At 62.5% G+C, this 17,695-nt stretch carries 11 protein-coding genes; 8 read left to right on the forward strand and 3 right to left on the reverse strand.

The window, feature by feature from the left end:
- The first annotated feature begins 41 nt into the window (after positions 1 to 41).
- A complete protein-coding gene (locus O9Z63_RS12775; protein ID WP_270125623.1) occupies positions 42 to 1,613 on the forward strand; it encodes a hypothetical protein in 1,572 nt (523 codons plus the stop codon).
- Positions 1,614 to 1,854: 241 nt separating this feature from the next.
- Complete coding sequence (locus O9Z63_RS12780; RefSeq protein ID WP_270125624.1) at positions 1,855 to 2,400, forward strand: DUF4252 domain-containing protein; 546 nt, start codon at positions 1,855 to 1,857, stop codon at positions 2,398 to 2,400.
- A gap of 505 nt (positions 2,401 to 2,905) precedes the next feature.
- Here the strand turns inward: O9Z63_RS12780 and O9Z63_RS12785 are convergent.
- The 3 genes from O9Z63_RS12785 to O9Z63_RS12795 all read right to left on the reverse strand — a co-directional run bounded on the left by O9Z63_RS12785 (position 2,906) and on the right by O9Z63_RS12795 (position 7,857).
- Positions 2,906 to 4,492, reverse strand: coding sequence for an OmpA family protein (locus O9Z63_RS12785; RefSeq protein ID WP_270125625.1), 1,587 nt, complete (start codon positions 4,490 to 4,492; stop codon positions 2,906 to 2,908).
- Positions 4,493 to 4,767: 275 nt separating this feature from the next.
- Positions 4,768 to 6,237: an OmpA family protein gene (locus O9Z63_RS12790; protein WP_270125626.1), complete on the reverse strand. Its 1,470-nt coding sequence runs from the start codon at positions 6,235 to 6,237 to the stop codon at positions 4,768 to 4,770.
- Between the two features lie 324 nt (positions 6,238 to 6,561).
- Positions 6,562 to 7,857 carry an aminopeptidase P N-terminal domain-containing protein gene (locus O9Z63_RS12795; protein WP_270125627.1) on the reverse strand — a complete coding sequence of 432 codons (1,296 nt, stop codon included), beginning with the start codon at positions 7,855 to 7,857 and terminating at the stop codon, positions 6,562 to 6,564.
- A 175-nt stretch (positions 7,858 to 8,032) separates the two neighbouring features.
- Here O9Z63_RS12795 and O9Z63_RS12800 point away from each other — a divergent pair, with 175 nt between their 5' ends.
- The 6 genes from O9Z63_RS12800 to O9Z63_RS12825 all read left to right on the forward strand — a co-directional run bounded on the left by O9Z63_RS12800 (position 8,033) and on the right by O9Z63_RS12825 (position 17,686).
- Positions 8,033 to 9,061: a glycosyltransferase family 9 protein gene (locus O9Z63_RS12800; protein WP_270125628.1), complete on the forward strand. Its 1,029-nt coding sequence runs from the start codon at positions 8,033 to 8,035 to the stop codon at positions 9,059 to 9,061.
- A 231-nt stretch (positions 9,062 to 9,292) separates the two neighbouring features.
- Complete coding sequence (locus tag O9Z63_RS12805) at positions 9,293 to 10,525, forward strand: M16 family metallopeptidase (RefSeq protein ID WP_270125629.1); 1,233 nt, start codon at positions 9,293 to 9,295, stop codon at positions 10,523 to 10,525.
- 4 nt (positions 10,526 to 10,529) lie between these two features.
- The gene (locus O9Z63_RS12810; protein WP_270125630.1) at positions 10,530 to 11,417 is read left to right on the forward strand and encodes a YDG/SRA domain-containing protein; all 888 of its coding nucleotides are present in this window, start codon (positions 10,530 to 10,532) and stop codon (positions 11,415 to 11,417) included.
- Between the two features lie 7 nt (positions 11,418 to 11,424).
- Positions 11,425 to 12,066: an O-methyltransferase gene (locus tag O9Z63_RS12815; protein ID WP_270125631.1), complete on the forward strand. Its 642-nt coding sequence runs from the start codon at positions 11,425 to 11,427 to the stop codon at positions 12,064 to 12,066.
- A 94-nt stretch (positions 12,067 to 12,160) separates the two neighbouring features.
- The gene (locus tag O9Z63_RS12820; RefSeq protein ID WP_270125632.1) at positions 12,161 to 15,103 is read left to right on the forward strand and encodes a TonB-dependent receptor; all 2,943 of its coding nucleotides are present in this window, start codon (positions 12,161 to 12,163) and stop codon (positions 15,101 to 15,103) included.
- A gap of 297 nt (positions 15,104 to 15,400) precedes the next feature.
- Entirely contained in the window at positions 15,401 to 17,686 is a 2,286-nt protein-coding gene (locus O9Z63_RS12825) for a LysM peptidoglycan-binding domain-containing protein (protein WP_270125633.1), read from the forward strand.
- Positions 17,687 to 17,695: the final 9 nt, after the last annotated feature.

Consider the following 17,695-nt stretch of genomic DNA (forward strand, 5'->3'; position numbering starts at 1 on the left):
TTCCCTATTCCCCGGCTCCGCTCAGGCAGCCGGCCCCGGCCATGAAGCACCTGTTCCCGTTTCTGCTTAGTATCTGGTTGGTTGCGGCGGGCTCCGCCGGGGCGCAGCCCGCCCCGGCGGAGCCCTATACGCCCGCCCAAAACGGCCGCCTGGAGCTGGATCTGCAGGAATATTCTGCCGAGGTGGAAGTGCAGCCCATGCTGCAGGACAGCAGTGTGCTGCTGCTGGTAAAGCAGGACGAGCCCGGCATCCGCAACGACACATATACGCTCCAGAAGTACGACCACCGCCTGCAGCCCGGCTGGAACAGCAAGCTGGATCTGGCAGGCGAGTTTCAGTTTCAGCGGTTCTGTGCCGAAGGCGCTATGGCCTACGCGCTGTTTCAGTCGGGCTACGTGGAGCACCGCCTGATGGTGGCGGCCGTGGATGGCAGCACCGGCCGGGTGCGCACCGTGCAGTTCGACACCAAGCTCACGCGCGACGTCTACGACCTGAAAGCACTGGCCGGCAACCTCTTCGTGACGGTGCTGGTGGATAACCACCTCACCATTCTGCTGCTGGACCTGGCCACGGGCAAGCACCAGTTTCTGCCCTCGGTATATGAGCCGCTGCCGGCCCAGCTGTCGTTTCTGGCCGATTCGGCGGCGCAGCGGGCCGATTTTGTGCTTAGCCAGAGCAACGGCTTCAAGAACCGGCTGCAGCTCAAGCACCTCTCGGCGGGCGGCACGCTGCTTACCTCGGAGTTTGTGCAGGCCGAGAGTGAGCGGGGCCTGATTTCGGCCCAAATCAGCCCGGCCACCGACTCAGCCGAGGGCCGCCTGCTGGCCGGCACCTACACCCTGCGCGACCCGCGCTACTCGCAGGGCCTGTTCGCGGCCGACCTTACGGCAGGCGTCACGCCGTCGGGCTCGCGCCGCTCGCTGCGGTTTTATGACTTTGCCAATCTTAAGCACTTCTTCGACTTCATGAGCCCCAACCGGGCCAGCCGGCTGCGGCAGAAAAGCGAGAAGATGCGCGCCGCCGACCGGGTGCTGCGCCTGCGCTACCGCACCCTCATGCACGACCTGATACCGTTCGAGGATGGCTATGTGATGGTGGCCGAAGTGTATTTCCCGCACTACCGCTACAACTCCTACGGCCCGAGCCTGGTGTACAACCCCTACTACTCGGCCTACGATCGGGCCAGCTGGGCCAACGGCAACCGCAACTTCGATGGCTACCGCGTCACGCACGCCCTGATTTGCGGCTTCGACAAGCGCGGCAACCTGCTCTGGGATAACACGCTGGTGATGAAAAACGTGGAGCTCCGCACGCTCACCGAAACCGTACGTCTGCGCCAGCTCCCCGATGGCCGCTTAGCTGCGTCGTATCTGCAGAACGATAAGCTGTACTACAAGGTGATTGACCGGGCCTCGCCCTCGCCCAACGATCTGAGCGTCAACCTAACCACCTCAGCCCTGCCCTCCGCCCGCGAAAAAGCCACCAACACCACGCAAGAAGGCCTGGTAACCTGGTACGGCAACCGGCTGCTGGCCTACGGCTTCCAGCACGTGCGCGCCGAGCGTGGCCCCGACCGGGACGTATTCTTTCTGAATACAATCAGCTTCGAGTAGACGCTGCACCTGGGATATCGGATAGCCTTATTGAACTGGCGAGAGAAGATAATAGTGGGAAATGGTCCAGCCGTAGGGCTGGAATCGTCGTTTAAGACGCAGCAGGCCACCGAACCGGGTAGTTGGGCCGTAAGCTACTGATTATAAAAAACGCTTGCTTTTCGCTGGCGAATCGGTTGGCAGCAGCTCAGTTGAAACCTGCATCTTGCGTTCCTCTTTCTCCCACTTTCTCTCCTTTTTTATGAACAAACGCACATTTCTGTGGCTGCCGCTGGTGGTCTTGTTGCTGCTGGCAGGCTGCCGCGCCGCCGGGCCCGAGCGTCCGGCCCGTACGGTAGCCGAATTCTTCAACAAGTACGAAAACCGCTCCGGCTTCAAAGCCACCGACTGGTCGGCGGGCCTGACTACCCGGCTGCTGCTGGGCCGCCTGGGCAGCCTCGGCGGCGGCTCCGACCTGACGCAGGCGCTGTCGTCGGTACGCAGTTTCAAAGTGCTCACCTTCGCCCCCACCAGCAACAGCGCGCAGAAACTGGTAGCCGACGGCTTGGTGCAGGAAGTGAACGGCCTACTGGCCAACGAGCGGTATACGCCCCTCACCACCACTGGCGGCAACATGCGCTACTCCACCCGCATGCAAGGCGACCGGGTGACGGAACTGGTGACCACCAGCAGCGTTTCGGGCGCGCCCGATTCGTTCCTGCTGATGTCTATCGGCGGCAACTTCACGCGGGAACAGCTCGACCAGCTGCTCAAGATTCTGCCCAACGTGGCCGACATGAGTAAATAAGCACTGACTTCCTGTATACCTGAAAAGGCTGCTTCTCACGAGGCAGCCTTTTTTTGGGGGCTTTACACAGGCCCTAAGTGCATTTCAGGTGGCGGCGTTTGCGTTGGTAAATGTTACCCCACTACACAGACGTCCGCCAGAGAGAGACTCCTGGCTAGTCTAAGTCGCAGAGGAGCCGCGTAGCGGCGACAGGTCTGTAGCATCCTGGATAACACATGAAACAAGCCGCGTAGCGGCGACATGTTTACAGGCGAAGGTGTCGCCGCTATGCGGCTTGAATTTCCCTGTCAGGCAGTGGCTACGCACTTGCCGCCGCTACGGGGCTTCTTTTTAGCTTGGGTTATTTGCAGCGCCTTTCAGGTTGGTGTACCGGAAAATGCCACCGCAAATCAGCTCAATTGGTAACTAACTCGCTCCGCCTGCAGCCGAAGGCTGCGCATAAAAAAAGCGGCCAGCTCAGAGAGCTGGCCGCTTTTGGCAGTTGGTTGGGGTATGAGCCGGCTGACTATTTGCGGCGCGGCGCTGGCTTACGGGCCGGAGCCTTTTTCACCGGGGCTTTAGGCGCAGCCTTTGGAGCGGCAGCTGGAATCTCAGGAGCTACACCGTACTTGGTTTCAGCAGGGTTCGGGTCACCGGGCAGGTACACGTCGAACTCTACGCGGCGGTTGATAGCGCGGCCAGATTCGGTAGCGTTGTCGGCAATCGGCTTAGTTTCGCCATAGCCATGCGACACGATACGGTCGGCAGCAATGCCTTTGCTCAGCATGTAAGCACGGGCCGAAGCAGCGCGCTCATCCGACAGACGCAGGTTGTAGGCGTCGTCGCCTTTGTTGTCGGCGTGGGCCGAGATACCGAGGCTATAGTCTGGGTAGTCGTTGAGGATCTGCACCAGGCCGTTGAGCGTTGGGAAGGAGATGGGCTTCAGCGTAGCCTTGTCGAAGTCGAACTGGATGAACTTCGTGGCTTCCTGCAGCTTCTTCTTCTCTTCTACCTTCATTTCTGGGCAGCCTTTGTTGGAAGCCGGACCTGGACGGTTCGGGCAGCGGTCCTGGTAATCCGGAACACCGTCGCCGTCTTTATCGAGAGGGCAACCGGTAGCATCTACTGCTACGCCGGCTGGCGTGTTGGGGCACTTGTCGCTGGCATCGGTTACACCGTCGCCGTCAGCGTCGGGGCAGCCCTGCAGCTCGGCTTTGCCGGGGGTATCGGGGCACTTGTCTTCCGAGTCACGCACGCCGTCACCGTCACGGTCGGGGCAGCCTTCGAGGGCCGCCAGGCCTTTTTCGGTGGGGCACTTGTCCTGGTAATCCGGAACGCCGTCGCCGTCGCCGTCAAGCGGGCAGCCGTTGGCGTCTACGGCTACGCCGGCTGGCGTGCCAGGGCACTTGTCTTTGCGGTCCGAAACGCCGTCGTTGTCTTCGTCAGCCTTTTTGCCGAGAGCAATGGTGAGGCCAGCCGAGTGCTGCAGATACCGGTCGTCGATTTTGTTGTCGTCGCGCACCGGGTCCATGTCGATGTTGGCATTCAGCGGGAAGTGCTGGCCGGTCTGTACAAACAGGCCCACCGACTCGCTCACGCGGAACGTGATACCAGCGGCGCCATGCACGTCGAAATAGGTGTCGCTACCGTCGAAGGCGCGGGTGGTGCCGTTGCGGTTGATAACGCCGTCGGAGCTAACGAAAGCCGCGCCGGGCGCAATCAGCAGGTAGGGCTGGATGAAGGCGTTTTCCTTCAGCGCCCAGCCGTTGTTGAGCTTCAGCTTGAGGCCCAGATTGGCATTCACGATGTTGGCCTCGAAGAAGCTGCCGAACTGGGGCGCGCCCTGTACGGCATCGTAGTTTACCTTACCATAGTTGAGGTGCAGACCCAGATCGAGGCCGGAAGTGAGGTAGCGGCTGAAGGAGATGCCGCCGCCGAGCTTCCAGTTGTTTTCGTTGTTCCAGTACTGCGAGCCAAAGTTGCCTTTATACTGGAGCGTGTTGGCCGACAGACTGATAGCCGTTCGCTGGTCTGCGGTTTGAGCAAACACGCTTGGAGCCGCCGCCAACAGCGTCAGGCCCAGCGCGGCGCTGGTGGTAAGGAGTTTTTTCATGGTGAAAAAAGTGTGGTGGAAATACAGAACAATAGGGCCCTGCCCTATCAGTTGCCCGCAATTTACCGTCCTATACTTTCCTCTTTGCCCCAAGGTTGTGCTTAATCAAGATTCTATTTAGCAACCAAGCATTTTACCCGCTGTCAGACAGGCTTTTATTGATATATACTTTCTCTATTATGCCTTGCTGCATGGCCCGGCAGCAGGCTGCAAAAACAGAAAAGCGGCGAACCCAGAGGGTCCGCCGCTTTTGGCTGGCTGCAAGCTCGCAGGCCTTACGGCTGCGGCGTGCCGGGCACGAAGAACTCAAAGTTGAATTCTACGCGACGGTTCTGGCTCATATTCTTCGACGACGTGTTGGGCGCCGCTGGCTGGCTTTCGCCACGGCCTTCCGTCACGATGCGGGCCGGATCGAGCTGCTTGCCGGTGAAGTAGCGCTTCACCGAGCCGGCACGACGCTCCGACAGGCCCTGGTTGTACTCGTCGGTACCACGGCTATCGGCGTGGCCGATAACGCGCAGGCTGTACTCGGGGTGGTCTTTGAGGGCCTGCACCATCTTGTTCAGCGTCGGATACGACGACGTGGTGATAACCGTGCTGTTGGTGTTGAAGCGAACCGGCTTCTCCAGCGCCTTCACGGCCGGGTCGATGCTCATGGGGCAGCCATTGGCGTCTACCCGCGAACCGGCAGGCGTGTTGGGGCACTTGTCCATATCGTCCTTCACGCCGTCGTTGTCGGAGTCAAGCACGAGTGGGCAGCCGTTGGCGTCTACCTGAGTGCCGGCGGGCGTGCCGGGGCACTTGTCGTTTTTGTCGGCTACACCGTCGCCGTCAGCATCGGGGCAACCGCGCAGGGCAGCTGTACCGGCCTCATCGGGGCAGTCGTCTTCGGAGTCGCGCACGCCGTCGTTGTCACGGTCGGGGCAGCCTTCGAGGGCGGCGGTGCCTTTCTCGGTGGGGCACTTGTCCTGATAATCCGGAACACCGTCGCCGTCGCCGTCAAGCGGGCAGCCGTTGGCGTCTACGGCTACGCCCGAGGGAGTAGCGGGGCATTTGTCTTTGCGGTCGGGCACGCCGTCCATGTCCTCGTCCTTGGCTTTGCCCAAGGCCACCGTCAGGCCTGCGGTATGCTGCAGGTAGCGGTCATCCCAGGCGTCGTTGTCGCGCACCGGGTCGCCATCGAGGTTGGCTTTCAGCGGTACGTGCTGGCCAGTCTGCACAAACAGACCTACTGCTTCAGAGAGGCGGAAGTTGATACCAGCAGCCCCGAACAGGTCGAAGTAACTCTTGTCTTCATCCGTCCGCTGCCCATTGAAGGTACCTTCGCGGCTGGTGAAGGCCCAACCGGGCGCAGCCAGCAGGTAGGGCTGAATCACGGCATCTTCCTTCAGCGCCCAGCCGTTGTTCAGCTTCAGCTTGAGGGCTAGATTCACGTTCACCACGTTGGTATTGAAATTGGAACCGAAGCGGGCGGCGCTTTGCTCAGGCGTGCTTTTCAGCTCCACGTAAGCACCGCTCAGGCCCAGGTCGAGGCCGGGGGTGAGGTAGCGGCTGAAGGTGATGCCGGGGCCGTAGTTGTTGTCAGACCACTTCCAGAAGTTGGAGCCGAAATTGCCCTTGTACTGGTAAGCGCTGCCATACAGGCTGATGGCTGTTTTGCGGTCGGCGGTTTGGGCCTGCGTGCGGGGTGCGGCCGCCAGCAGGGTAATTCCCAGCGCCAGGCAGGGAGTTAGCAGGTTTCTCATAGCCAAAGCTTTTGGTGAACGGAATCTCCCCGAAAAAGCCCCGGCTTTACAGCTCGGCACCCCTCAGGAATAGAGTTCTATACCTACAGCCGGCTCGGAAAGTTGCTGTATTTGCTGCCCTGGCTGGTACCCGGCCCGGCACAATACCGGTTTAGCAGAACGACTTTCGGCCGGGTTACCGCCTGATTTCCACCACTCCCTGTTTCGAATACTGGTTGCGGCGCGCCCGTTTGCTCTCGGAAGCAACTTCCTGCCTGAGTGCAAAAAAAAGCCGCCTGGGTTCAGCAGGCGGCTTTTCAGCAGGTGGCGAGCTTAGCGGTAGCCCTAGCGGGCGGCGGCCATCAGGCGCTCGATGTCGGCCACTTCTAGCGGAATGTTCTTCATCAGGTCGTCGTTGCCGGTTTTGGTGATGAGGATGTCGTTTTCGAGGCGGATGCCAAGGCCTTCCTCGCGGATGTAGATGCCCGGCTCGCAGGTGTACACCATGCCCGGCTCGAAGGTGCGGTACTTGAAGCCCACATCGTGCACGTCGAGGCCGAGGTAGTGGCTGGTGCCGTGCATGAAGTACTTCTTGTAGAGCGGTGCGGCGGGGTCCTGGTTCTTCACGTCGGAAGCATTGAGCAGGTCCAGCCCGATCAACTGCTCTTCCATGAACTGGCCCACGGCGGCGTGGTATTCCTCGATGTTGCCGCCCGGCACCAGGCGGCTGGTGGCAAACTTCATTACCCGCAGCACGGCTTCGTACACGTCGCGCTGGCGCTTGGTGAAGGTGCCGTTGATGGGGATGCTGCGCGAAAGGTCGGCGGCGTAGTTGGCATACTCGGCCCCGAAGTCGAGCAGCATCACGTCGCCGTCTTTGCATTCCCGGTCGTTGCTGACGTAGTGCAGGATGCAGGCGTTGGCGCCCGAGGCGATGATGCTGCCATAGGCCGGCCCGCGCGAGCCCTGGCGCAGGAACTCGTGGAAGATTTCGGCCTCAATCTCATATTCCATCACGCCGGGCTTCACGAAGCCGAGCAGGCGGCGGAAGGCGTCGCCGGTGATGTCGGCGGCCTTTTGCATCAGCCGGATTTCCTCGGGGCTCTTGATGGCGCGCAGCTGGTGCAGCAGGCGGGCGGCGCGGCGGTACTGGTGCAGCGGGTAGGCCTCGCGCAGCTCCTTGATGAAGCGGGCGTCGCGGGTCTGCACTTCCACCGTGGCCCGGATGTGCTCGTTGGAGTTGAGGTACACGTTTTCGGCCTCGTTCATGAGGGCCGGCAGCACGCTCTTAAAGGAGTCGAGCCACATGATAGTGCGCACGCCGGTTTGCTCGCGGGCCTGCTCCTTGGTCAGCTTGTAGCCTTCCCACACCAAAATGTGCTCAGATGTTTCCTTCAGGAACAGGATTTCGCGGTACTGCGGCAGCACCGCATCGGGGAAGATAACGAGGATGCTTTCCTCCTGATCGACACCGGCCAGATAGAACAGGTCGTTGTTCTGGCGGAAAGCCATGGTGCCGTCGGCGTTGGTCGGCATCACGTCGTTGGAGTGGAAGATGGCCAGCGAGGCCGGCGGCAGCAGCTCGCGGAAACGACGGCGGTTTTCGATGAACAGCTCGGGGGCAATGGAACCGTAGCGCATGGGGCGGGGCTTGGGTGGTAAGGAAGGAAGGACGCGGCCGGGGCGCGCCGGCTGCAAGTTAGGAGAATGCCGGGAGCTGGCTCGGGCCGTGCGGCCAGGACTTTTCAGATCCAGACCACCGGGCAGTTGCGTATCATTGCAACCCGCTTTTCCCAATTGCCTGCCTGCTGCCCTGATGCCCGAAGCCCTGCCCCGGCCCCTGCTGCTCATCCAAACCGCCTTCATTGGCGACGTTATTCTGGCCACGGCGCTGCTGGACCACCTGCACCGTACGGAGCCCGGCACACCCGTGGACTTTCTGGTGCGCAAGGGCAACGAGGGCATGGTGCAGCACCATCCACACGTGCGGCAGGTATTGGTCTGGGACAAAAAGCAGGACAAGTATCGCGGCCTGTGGCGCCTGTTGCAGCAGATTCGGGCGAGCGACTATGGCCGCGTCATTACGCTGCAGCGCTTCGCCTCCACCGGCTTCCTGACGGCCTTCTCCGGCGCGCCGGAACGCATCGGCTTCGACAAAAACCCGCTGGCCCGGGGTTTCACGCGGGCCGTGCCGCACATTATCGGGGCCGGGGTGCACGAGGTGTCGCGCAACTTGCACCTGCTCGACCCCGCCTACGACGGCCCCATCCCGGCGCCCCGCCTCTACCCCACCGCCACCGATGAAGCTGCCGCCGCGCCGTATGCCGCCGCGGGCCCGTATCTGTGCATTGCGCCTACGTCGGTGTGGTTTACCAAGCAGTTTCCGCAGGAGCAGTGGCTGAAGCTGCTGGCGGCCCTGCCGGCCCACTACACGGTGTACCTGCTCGGCGGCCCGCCCGACGTGGCCGCCTGCGAGGCCCTATTGGCAGCCAGCAGCCGCGAAAAAACGCTGAACCTGGCCGGAAATCTGAGCTTGCTGGCCTCGGCGGCCCTCATGCGCGGGGCCGTGCTCAACTACGTCAACGACTCGGCGCCCATGCACCTGTGCTCGGCGGTGGGCGCGCCTACCTGCGCCGTGTATTGCTCTACGGTGCCGTTTTTCGGGTTCGGGCCGCTCAGCCCGTTTTCGCGGGTGGTAGAAATCAAAGGCGACCTGGACTGCAGGCCCTGCGGCCTGCACGGCTACGCCAAATGCCCCCTAGGCCACTTCCAATGCGCCTACGGCATCGAAACACGGCAAATGCTGGCCGCTCTGGCCGAGGCGGAGCTTTTGGTGATGAAGTGATGGGGTGATGAGGTGAATGGTACGTCATGCAGAGGCGCAGCCGAAGCATCTCACGTGCTGATGCCGGAGTGGTGATTCCAGCAGCGCGCCAAACGTGTCAGCGGGCTATTCCCATGGCGGTCCTGCCTGTTGCCTGTCGTACCTTTGCAACCAGCTACGCTCTGGCGTGGTTATACAGGGCCGGGGCACACTATTTCAGTTCCGGCGCCCCCTACCCCAAGCCCCTACGCAATGTCTGATTACGACCTGTACGAGTTGCCGAACGGCATCCGGGTTCTGCATAAACAAGTAGTACACACCAAAATAGCGCACCTGGGCTTTCTGCTCGACATTGGCTCCCGCGACGAAAAACCAGCCCAGCAGGGCCTGGCGCACTTCTGGGAGCATATGGCCTTCAAAGGCACCGAGAAACGCAAAAGCTTCCACATCCTCAACCGCCTCGAAACCGTGGGCGGCGAGCTGAACGCCTACACCACCAAGGAGAAAATCTGCTTCTACGCCTCCCTGCTCAGCACCCACTTCGAGCGGGCCTTCGAACTGCTGACTGACCTAACATTCAACTCGGTATTTCCGGAAAAGGAGATTGAGAAGGAGCGCGGCGTGATTCTGGAGGAAATGAGCATGTACCAGGACGCTCCCGAAGACGCCATCATCGACGACTTCGACGACGTGGTATTTGCCAAGCATGCGCTGGGCCACAACATCCTGGGTACCCGCGAGAGTGTCAGCAGCTTCCAGCAGGCCGATTTCCGGCAGTTTCTGAAAGAGAACGTGCGCACCGACCGGCTGGTGTTCAGCACTGTTAGCAACCTGCCGTTTTCGGAAGTTAAGCGCCTGGCCGACAAGTATCTGGCGCCGCTGCCGGCGCAGCTGGGCGCCCGACCCCGCACGTCGTTCAGTGGCTACCAGCGCGTCAACCAGCTGGAGCGCAAGCCCATCACGCAGGCCCACTGCCTGATCGGGGGGCCCGCCTACGCCATCGAAGACCCACGCCGGATTCCGTTTTTCCTGCTCAACAACCTGCTGGGCGGCCCCGGCATGAACTCCCGCCTCAATCTGGCGGTGCGCGAAAAGTACGGCCTGGTCTACACCATCGACTCCACCTACTCGCCCTACACCGATACGGGCCTGTTCGGCATCTACTTCGGCACCGAGAAGAAGCAGGTGAACCGCACCGTATCGTTGGTGCAGAAAGAGCTGAAGCGGCTGCGTGAGCAGGCGCTGGGCACGGCGCAGCTGCACACCACCAAAGAGCAGCTGATGGGCCAGATGGCCATGGCCGAGGAAAGCAACGGCGGCATGATGCAGCTACTGGCCAAGAGCACCCTAGACCTGGGCCGCGTGGAGTCCATCAACGAAATCTTCGACCGGATACGCGCCATCACGTCCTCCGAACTGCTGGAAATGGCCAACGAGGTGCTCACGGATGATAATCTGAGCGTGCTGCAGTACGTGCCGGAGTAAGCAGATGGCGCAGCAACCAACTCCGGTCAGGCTTGGGGAAGTGCCGGAAATTTCGGCGGGTCACGAGTTTCTGAACCGCGCTGAGGTAAAGGCAGCCGGCCTGCATCGGGACTTGTACAAAGGAATTTCCCGGCTGAAAGGGCACCCGGCCGAAGCAATTGTACTGTCTGGCGGCTACGAGGATGATCTGGATTTGGGCAGCTCCATATTATATACCGGCGAGGGCGGCAACCAAGACGGCCGCCAGGTGGCTGATCAACAGTTGACGGGCGGCAATCTGGCGTTGAGCCTGAGCTTCGAGCGGCAGACTCCGGTGCGCGTGATTCGCAAAGTGCAGGAAGGCAGCCTGGCGTTTTATCAATACGCCGGGCTGTACTATGTCACGCGGTTCAGCCAGGAAGTAGGCCGGTCGGGGCACCGTATCTGGCGGTTTCGGCTGGAGCAGTTGCCACAATCAACCCCTCCAGCACCAATTGATGCCCAAGAACCAGAAGCTGCCTATGCTCTGCCCCGGCGGCGCCCGACACTGGTGCAGCAGCTTGTGCGCGACACAGGCGTGATGCACGCCATTAAGCAGCTTTATGATTTCCGGTGCCAGGTATGCAGCACGCGGCTGCCCGTACCCGGGGGTGCTTACTCCGAAGCCGCCCACATCCGGCCGCTGGGTGGTGTCCACCACGGCCCCGACAAAATCAGCAACCTGCTCTGCCTTTGCCCAAACCACCACGTTACCTTCGACCGGGGAGCTTGGGCCATTCAGGACGATTTTCGCCTGCTGGGCCAGTCTGGGCAGCTAACGGTAGCACCCAACCATCATCCCCATCCGGAGCATTTGCTCTACCACCGGCGGCGCATCTACCAGCCCCTGCCGCCGGCTTCGCTTTTTGCCTGATTGCCGCATGAATTCCGAAGACTTTTTCCGCTACGCCGACCAGCATACCACCCCCGAGCCGCCGCTGCTGGCGCGCCTCAACCGCGAAACCCACGTCCAGACGCTGATGCCGCGCATGCTCAGCGGGCACGCCCAGGGCCGGCTGCTGAGCATGATCAGCCACATGGTGCAGCCCCGGCGGGTGCTGGAGCTGGGCACCTTCACGGGCTACGCGGCGCTGTGTCTGGCGGAAGGGCTGGCCCCCGATGGCGAGCTGCACACCGTGGAATTCAACCCCGAGCTGGAAAGCCGCATCCGGCGCTACGTGGCCGAGGCCGGCCTTACTGAGCGGCTGCACCTACACATTGGGCGGGCGGCCGACGTGGTGCCGACGCTGGCCGAAACCTGGGATTTGGTGTTCATTGACGCCGACAAAATCAACAACGACGCCTACTACGAGCTGGTGTTGCCGCAGGTGCGCCCCGGGGGCTTTTTGCTGATCGACAACGTGCTGTGGGGCGGCAAGGTACTGGACTCCTACGTGGTGAAGCCGTCGGATAAGGACACCCACGCCGTGCGGGCTTTCAACGATAAAGTGCAGGCCGATGAGCGGGTGGAAAACGTGTTTCTGCCCCTGCGCGACGGGCTGCTGCTGGTGCGAAAACGGTAGCGGCGGGCATGCTTTTTTCGGGGAAGAGTAAACGCGGGGGCCGCAATTGCGTCTATTGCTCCTGGTGACGTATCTATCCGCCGACTTTTCGCTAATGCTCAGACACTTCCTTACGGTTATCCTACTACTGGCTGCCACGCTGGCGGCCCACGCCCAATCCTCGCTCAGTGGCCGCATTGTGGACGGCACCGACCAATCGCCGCTGATTGGGGCCAACGTGCTGGTGCGGGGCCTGTCGGCCGACTCGGTGAAGAACGGCGCAGCGGCCGACGCCGACGGCAACTTCACGATAACCGGCTTGCCCAACGGCCGCTACCAACTCACGATTTCGTTTCTGGGCTACCAGACGCTGCAGCGGCAGCTGACGCTGAACGGGCAACCGCTGGCGCTCGGCAACCTCACGCTGGCCACCGGTGGCGTGGCCCTGAAAGGCGTGGAAGTGGTGGGAAAAGCAGCGGCCGCCATCCAGAAAGGCGACACCGCCCAGTTCAACGCCGGCTCGTTCAAAACCAACCCCGACGCCAACGCCCAGGACCTCATCACCAAGATGCCCGGCGTGACCGTGGACCCCACCAGCGGCAAGGTGCAGGCCCAGGGCGAGCAGGTGCAGCGCGTGCTGGTGGATGGCAAGGAGTTTTTCGGCAACGACCCCGACGCGGTGCTCAAGAACATTCCGGCCGAGGTCATCGACAAGATTCAGGTGTATGACCGCGCTTCCGACCAGAACCAGTTTACGGGCTTCGACGACGGCAACCAGCAGAAAACCATCAACATCGTAACCAAGCCACAGTTCCGCAACGGCAAGTTTGGGCGGGTGCTGGCTGGCTACGGCCCCCAGGATGACCGGTACCGCCTCAGCGGCAACATCAACCAGTTCAAGGGCAAGCAGCGGCTGAGCGTGGTGGCGCAGAGCAACAACGTGAACGAGCAGAACTTCGGCACCGAAGACTTGCTGGGCGTGGTGGGCACCTCGTCGGGCGGAGGCGGAGGCGCGCGGGGCGGCCGCGGCGGCGGCCAGGGTGGCCGGCCCGGCGGCGGGGGCCAGGGCGGCGGCGGCAATAACTCCGGCGACTTCCTGGTGAACCAGCAGGGCGGCATCAGCAAAACGCACGCCCTGGGCCTCAACTACTCCGACACTTGGGGCACCAAAACCGACGTGCAGGGCAGCTATTTCTTCAACCTCTCCGACAATACGGCCCGCACCAACCTGTTGCGCCGCTACGTGGCGCCGCAGGGCTCCACCGATGATCTGCGCTATAATGAACTGTCGCAGAACGCAAGCCGCAACATCAACAACCGCTTCAATCTGCGGCTGGAGCACAAGTTCGATTCGGTGAACTCGCTGATCTGGCGGCCCAGCCTCTCGGTGCAGCGCAACACCGGCAACAGCGGCCTCGACGGACGCACGTTCCTGAACACTGGCGACGTGGCCGGCGAAACGCAGGGTGCCAACACCAGCACCTACCGCTCGGCCCTGACGGGCATCACGGCGGCCAACCAGCTGCAGTACCGGTATCGTTTTGCCAAGCGCGGCCGCACGGTTTCGGTGGGGCTGAACACGACGTATAACGACAAGGAGGGCGACAACAACTTGCTCTCGTCGACCTCGGCGGTAGGCGGGCGCACCACGCTGCTCAACCAGTTTTCGGAGCTCACGCAGCAAGGCTGGGCCTGGACCGGCAACCTCAACTACACCGAGCCCATCAGCCAGTTCAGCCAGCTACAGGCCGAGTACCGCGTGTCGTACACGCCCAACCAGTCAGACAAGCGCACCTTCGACTTCTCGCCGGGTGAGCAGGCGTACTCTATTCTCAACGACACGCTCAGCAGCGTGTTCCAGAGCCGCTACCTCACGAACTCGGGCGAGCTAACCTACCGCTACCAGAACAAAGATTTCCAGTGGACCGTGGGCACGGCCGTACAGAACGCCCAGCTGCGCTCCGACCAGGAGTTTCCGCGCGCAGCCCTCACCGAGCGCAGCTTCCTGAACGTGCTGCCCAACGCCACGGTACGCTACAACTTCTCGAAGCAGCAGAACCTGCGGCTCAACTACCGCACCAACACCAACGCCCCCAGCATCAGCCAGCTGCAGGAAGTGGTGAACAACGCCAACCCGCTGCAACTGACCACCGGCAACCCCAACCTGCGCCAGGAGTACCGCCACAATCTGTTTCTGCGGTATTCGTCGGCGGTGCCCGAGAAGTCCACCTCGTTTTTTGCGCTGATTGGCGGCTCCTACACTAATAACTACATCACCAACAACACCATCTACGCCGGCACCTCGCCCGTGACGGAAGGCGGCATCGTCATTCCGGTGGGCGGCCAGCTCACGCGGCCCGTCAACCTCAACCAGCAGTACACACTGCGCTCCTTCCTGAACTACAGCTTGCCGCTGAGCTTCGTGAAGTCCAACCTCAACCTGAACGCCAACGCCACCTACTCGCAGACGCCGGGCCTGGTGTTCAGCGAGCTGAACTACAGCCGCACGCCATCGTTTGGGCTGGGCGCGGTGCTGAGCAGCAACATTAGCCCCGAACTGGATTTTACGCTGTCCTCGAATTCCAGCCAGAGCTACGTGCGCAACTCGTTGCCCGGCCAGGTGGACCGGCAGTACTTCCGGCAGAACACCAGCCTGCGCTTTTCCTGGATTATTGCGAAGGGCGTCACGGTGCAGTCCGATGTGACGCACCAGCTCAACCAAGGCTTGTCGGCGGGCTTCAACCAGAACTTTGTGCTCTGGAACGGCTCGGTGGGCAAGAAGCTGGGCCAGAAGCAGCAGGCCGAAATCAAGCTCTACGCCTTCGATTTGCTGGGCCAGAACAACAGCATCCAGGTCAACAACACGGCCGCCTACACCGAGGACGTGCAAACCAACATTCTGCAGCGCTACTTCATGCTGATGTTCACCTACAACATTCGCAGCTTTGCCGGCGCCGGCCCCGCCGATGCCCTGCCCGGCTCCGGCGCCCCCGGCGGCCGGCGCGGCCCGGGCGGCTTCGGGCGCCCCGACGGCCCGCCGCCCGGTGGCGGTATGTAGTCTGATTCAAGAGCAAAAGCGTCGGCCGGGCCGGCGCTTTTTGCATTTCCGGGAGGTCAGCAGATAGGCTGGCCGCGGCTTGGTTGAAGCGAGGCTGGGCCGGAATTGAATTCCGGGCAGTGTGCAACCCAATCTTTTCAGAGGTAAAAGCGCCTGCGTGCTTTGCGGATATTGTCGGGGCTGATGCCACATGACCGGGCTAATTATGTCAATTCCCGCGTTTTTTTCCTCTACTTTGTAAGCGTCGGAGTCTGGTGAGCACAAGTCGCGAAGCCAGAGCTGCGCTTGTTGCCTGTCATGAAAAGAATTGTACTCGTACTGCTTTGCTGGCTGCCGCTGCTGGCCGCCGCCCAGAGCGTATCCGTTCCGGCCACCTTCGATTTTGCCGGCCTGCACTTGCGCCTTACCGAGGGCGGCCGCCGCGCCGTGCAGCAGAAAGTAGACGCGCTACGCAGCCACCCGGCCTCGTTTCAGGCCCGCGTGAACCTGGCCGACGCCTACTTTCCCCTTATCGAGCGGGTGTTTCAGGAAGAAGCGCTGCCGCTGGACTTCCGCTTTCTGGTGATTCAGGAAAGCGGCCTGCAGGGCGACGCGCAAAGCATCCACGACGCCGTGGGTTACTGGCAGTTCAAACGCGAAACCGCCGCCGACTTTGGCGTGGTGATGAACGACGTGGTGGATGAGCGCAAGCACATCGTGGCCTCCAGCAAAGCCGCTGCCAAGTACCTCAAGCGCAACAACCAAGCCTTGCACAACTGGCTGAACACCCTGCTCAGCTACAACCTGGGCTCGGGCGGCGTGAAGCCTTACACCCTGCCCACCGACTACAACGCCACGGAAATGCCGATTTCCGAGCAAACCCACGCGTATATCCTCACGATGCTGGCCCACAAGCTGGCCTACGAGCCCGCCGTGGGCCACAACCCCAAGCCGCTGCTGCAGCTGCAGGAGTTTCCGGCGCCGCCCGGCCTTTCCATGGCCGGCATTGCCCAGAGCCTGCAGACCGACCCCGCCGAAACCGCCCGCCACAACCGCTGGCTGCTCACGCCCACCGTGCCCACCGACCGCATCTACACGATGCTGGTGCCCATCACCGACCCGATTCAGCAGACGGCCCTGGCCGCTCAGCAGAAAAGCGCCACCGCCGGCCAGCTACTCAACCAGCCCAAACCCGACCCGCAGAACGCCGACTACGTGCGCGTGAACGGCATCCGGGCGCTGGTGGCGCTGCCCGGCGAAACCAAGGAAAGCATGGCCAAGCGCGCCAACCTGAAGGTGCGCAAGTTCATGCAGTACAACGACCTGTTTGCCTTCGACAACATCGTGGTGGGCCAGCCTTACTTCGTACAGAAGAAGCGCGACAAGAGCGAGGTGGAATACCACGTGGCGCAGCCCGGCGAGAGCGTGGCTACGGTATCGCAGAAGTACGGCATCCGGGCCAAGGCCATCTGGGCCAAGAACCGCATGCCGCGCAACGAAGAACTGCGCCCCGGCCGCATTCTGTGGCTGAAGCACACCCGCCCCAAAGACGTCGCCATCGAGTACGCCGATAGCAAAAACGAAAAGGCGCTGGCGGCTTTCGAGCTGCCTTCGGTGGCCCCGGCCCCCAAAGCTGCCCCGGCTGCCGCAGCCACGGCACCCGCCCCGGCCGCCCCAGCCGCGAAGAAGCGCCGCATCGATGAAACCGAGCCGTACCGCGGCAACACGGCCAGCACCATCCGGGAGTTGGAAGACGCCGTTGAAACCGACGATGCCCCCGCCCCTTCCGGCACGGTCACCCAGCCCGATTCCGCCACCGACGCCACCACCGAAAACCTGAACGAGCTGGGCTCGGAGCCCGCCCCGCCCGTAGCAGCGCCGGCCCCGAAGCCGGCTGCTCCCGTCGTGGCACCGGCGTCCAAGCCAGCCGCCACCCCGGCGCCGGTAGTTGCGCCGGCTGCTCCAGCCACGCCGCGCCCGACAGCTGCCACGCCGCCGGCCCGCAAGCCCCTGCCCGCCTCCACGCCCGTCGGCGACGAGCCCACCACTGACGACGAGCCGGCCGCGCCAGTAGCCACACCCCGGCCAGCCCCCAAACCCGTAGCGGCTGCCGCACCGACGGCAGTGCCGGCTGCCAAACCGGCGGCGGCGCCCGTTGCCACGCCAGTAGCCGCGCCGCGGCCCCTGCCCCCTACCCTGCCGGCCGCGAGTGGCCCGGTGGAGCCCGTGCCGGCTAACGGCCTGCACACGGTGCAGCCCAAGGAAACGCTTTACGCAGTGGCCCGCCGCTACAACCTGCGCCCTGCCGACCTGATTGTCTGGAACAACCTGCCGCAGAATCCGTCGTTGCGGCTGGGCCAGGTGCTGCGCGTGGCGGCACCGGCTGGTGGCACGCCGGCATCCTCGGTGGCGCCTGCTGCGGCAGCAAACCCGACGGCCGCGCCGGCAGCGGCTATGGTGCGCCACACGGTAGCGGGCGGCGAGTCGATGTATGCCATTTCGCGCAAATACGGCGTCACCATCAAGCAAATCATGGAGTGGAACAACAAGGCCGACTTCAACGTGAAGCCCGGCGAGGTGCTGCTCGTGCAGCCAGCCAAATAAGCTCCTGAT

Origin of the sequence: Hymenobacter yonginensis (genome assembly GCF_027625995.1) — a bacterium.
GTDB lineage: Bacteria > Bacteroidota > Bacteroidia > Cytophagales > Hymenobacteraceae > Hymenobacter > Hymenobacter yonginensis.

What these genes read in the sequence shown, in the direction of transcription:
- O9Z63_RS12805 (WP_270125629.1), top strand. Translation starts at nt 9,293, where the DNA reads ATGTCTGATTACGACCTGTACGAGTTGCCGAACGGCATCCGGGTTCTG.
- O9Z63_RS12810 (WP_270125630.1), top strand. Translation starts at nt 10,530, where the DNA reads ATGGCGCAGCAACCAACTCCGGTCAGGCTTGGGGAAGTGCCGGAAATT.
- O9Z63_RS12780 (WP_270125624.1), top strand. Translation starts at nt 1,855, where the DNA reads ATGAACAAACGCACATTTCTGTGGCTGCCGCTGGTGGTCTTGTTGCTG.
- O9Z63_RS12800 (WP_270125628.1), top strand. Translation starts at nt 8,033, where the DNA reads ATGCCCGAAGCCCTGCCCCGGCCCCTGCTGCTCATCCAAACCGCCTTC.
- O9Z63_RS12825 (WP_270125633.1), top strand. Translation starts at nt 15,401, where the DNA reads ATGAAAAGAATTGTACTCGTACTGCTTTGCTGGCTGCCGCTGCTGGCC.
- O9Z63_RS12795 (WP_270125627.1), bottom strand. Translation starts at nt 7,857, where the DNA reads ATGCGCTACGGTTCCATTGCCCCCGAGCTGTTCATCGAAAACCGCCGT.
- O9Z63_RS12820 (WP_270125632.1), top strand. Translation starts at nt 12,161, where the DNA reads ATGCTCAGACACTTCCTTACGGTTATCCTACTACTGGCTGCCACGCTG.
- O9Z63_RS12815 (WP_270125631.1), top strand. Translation starts at nt 11,425, where the DNA reads ATGAATTCCGAAGACTTTTTCCGCTACGCCGACCAGCATACCACCCCC.
- O9Z63_RS12790 (WP_270125626.1), bottom strand. Translation starts at nt 6,237, where the DNA reads ATGAGAAACCTGCTAACTCCCTGCCTGGCGCTGGGAATTACCCTGCTG.
- O9Z63_RS12785 (WP_270125625.1), bottom strand. Translation starts at nt 4,492, where the DNA reads ATGAAAAAACTCCTTACCACCAGCGCCGCGCTGGGCCTGACGCTGTTG.
- O9Z63_RS12775 (WP_270125623.1), top strand. Translation starts at nt 42, where the DNA reads ATGAAGCACCTGTTCCCGTTTCTGCTTAGTATCTGGTTGGTTGCGGCG.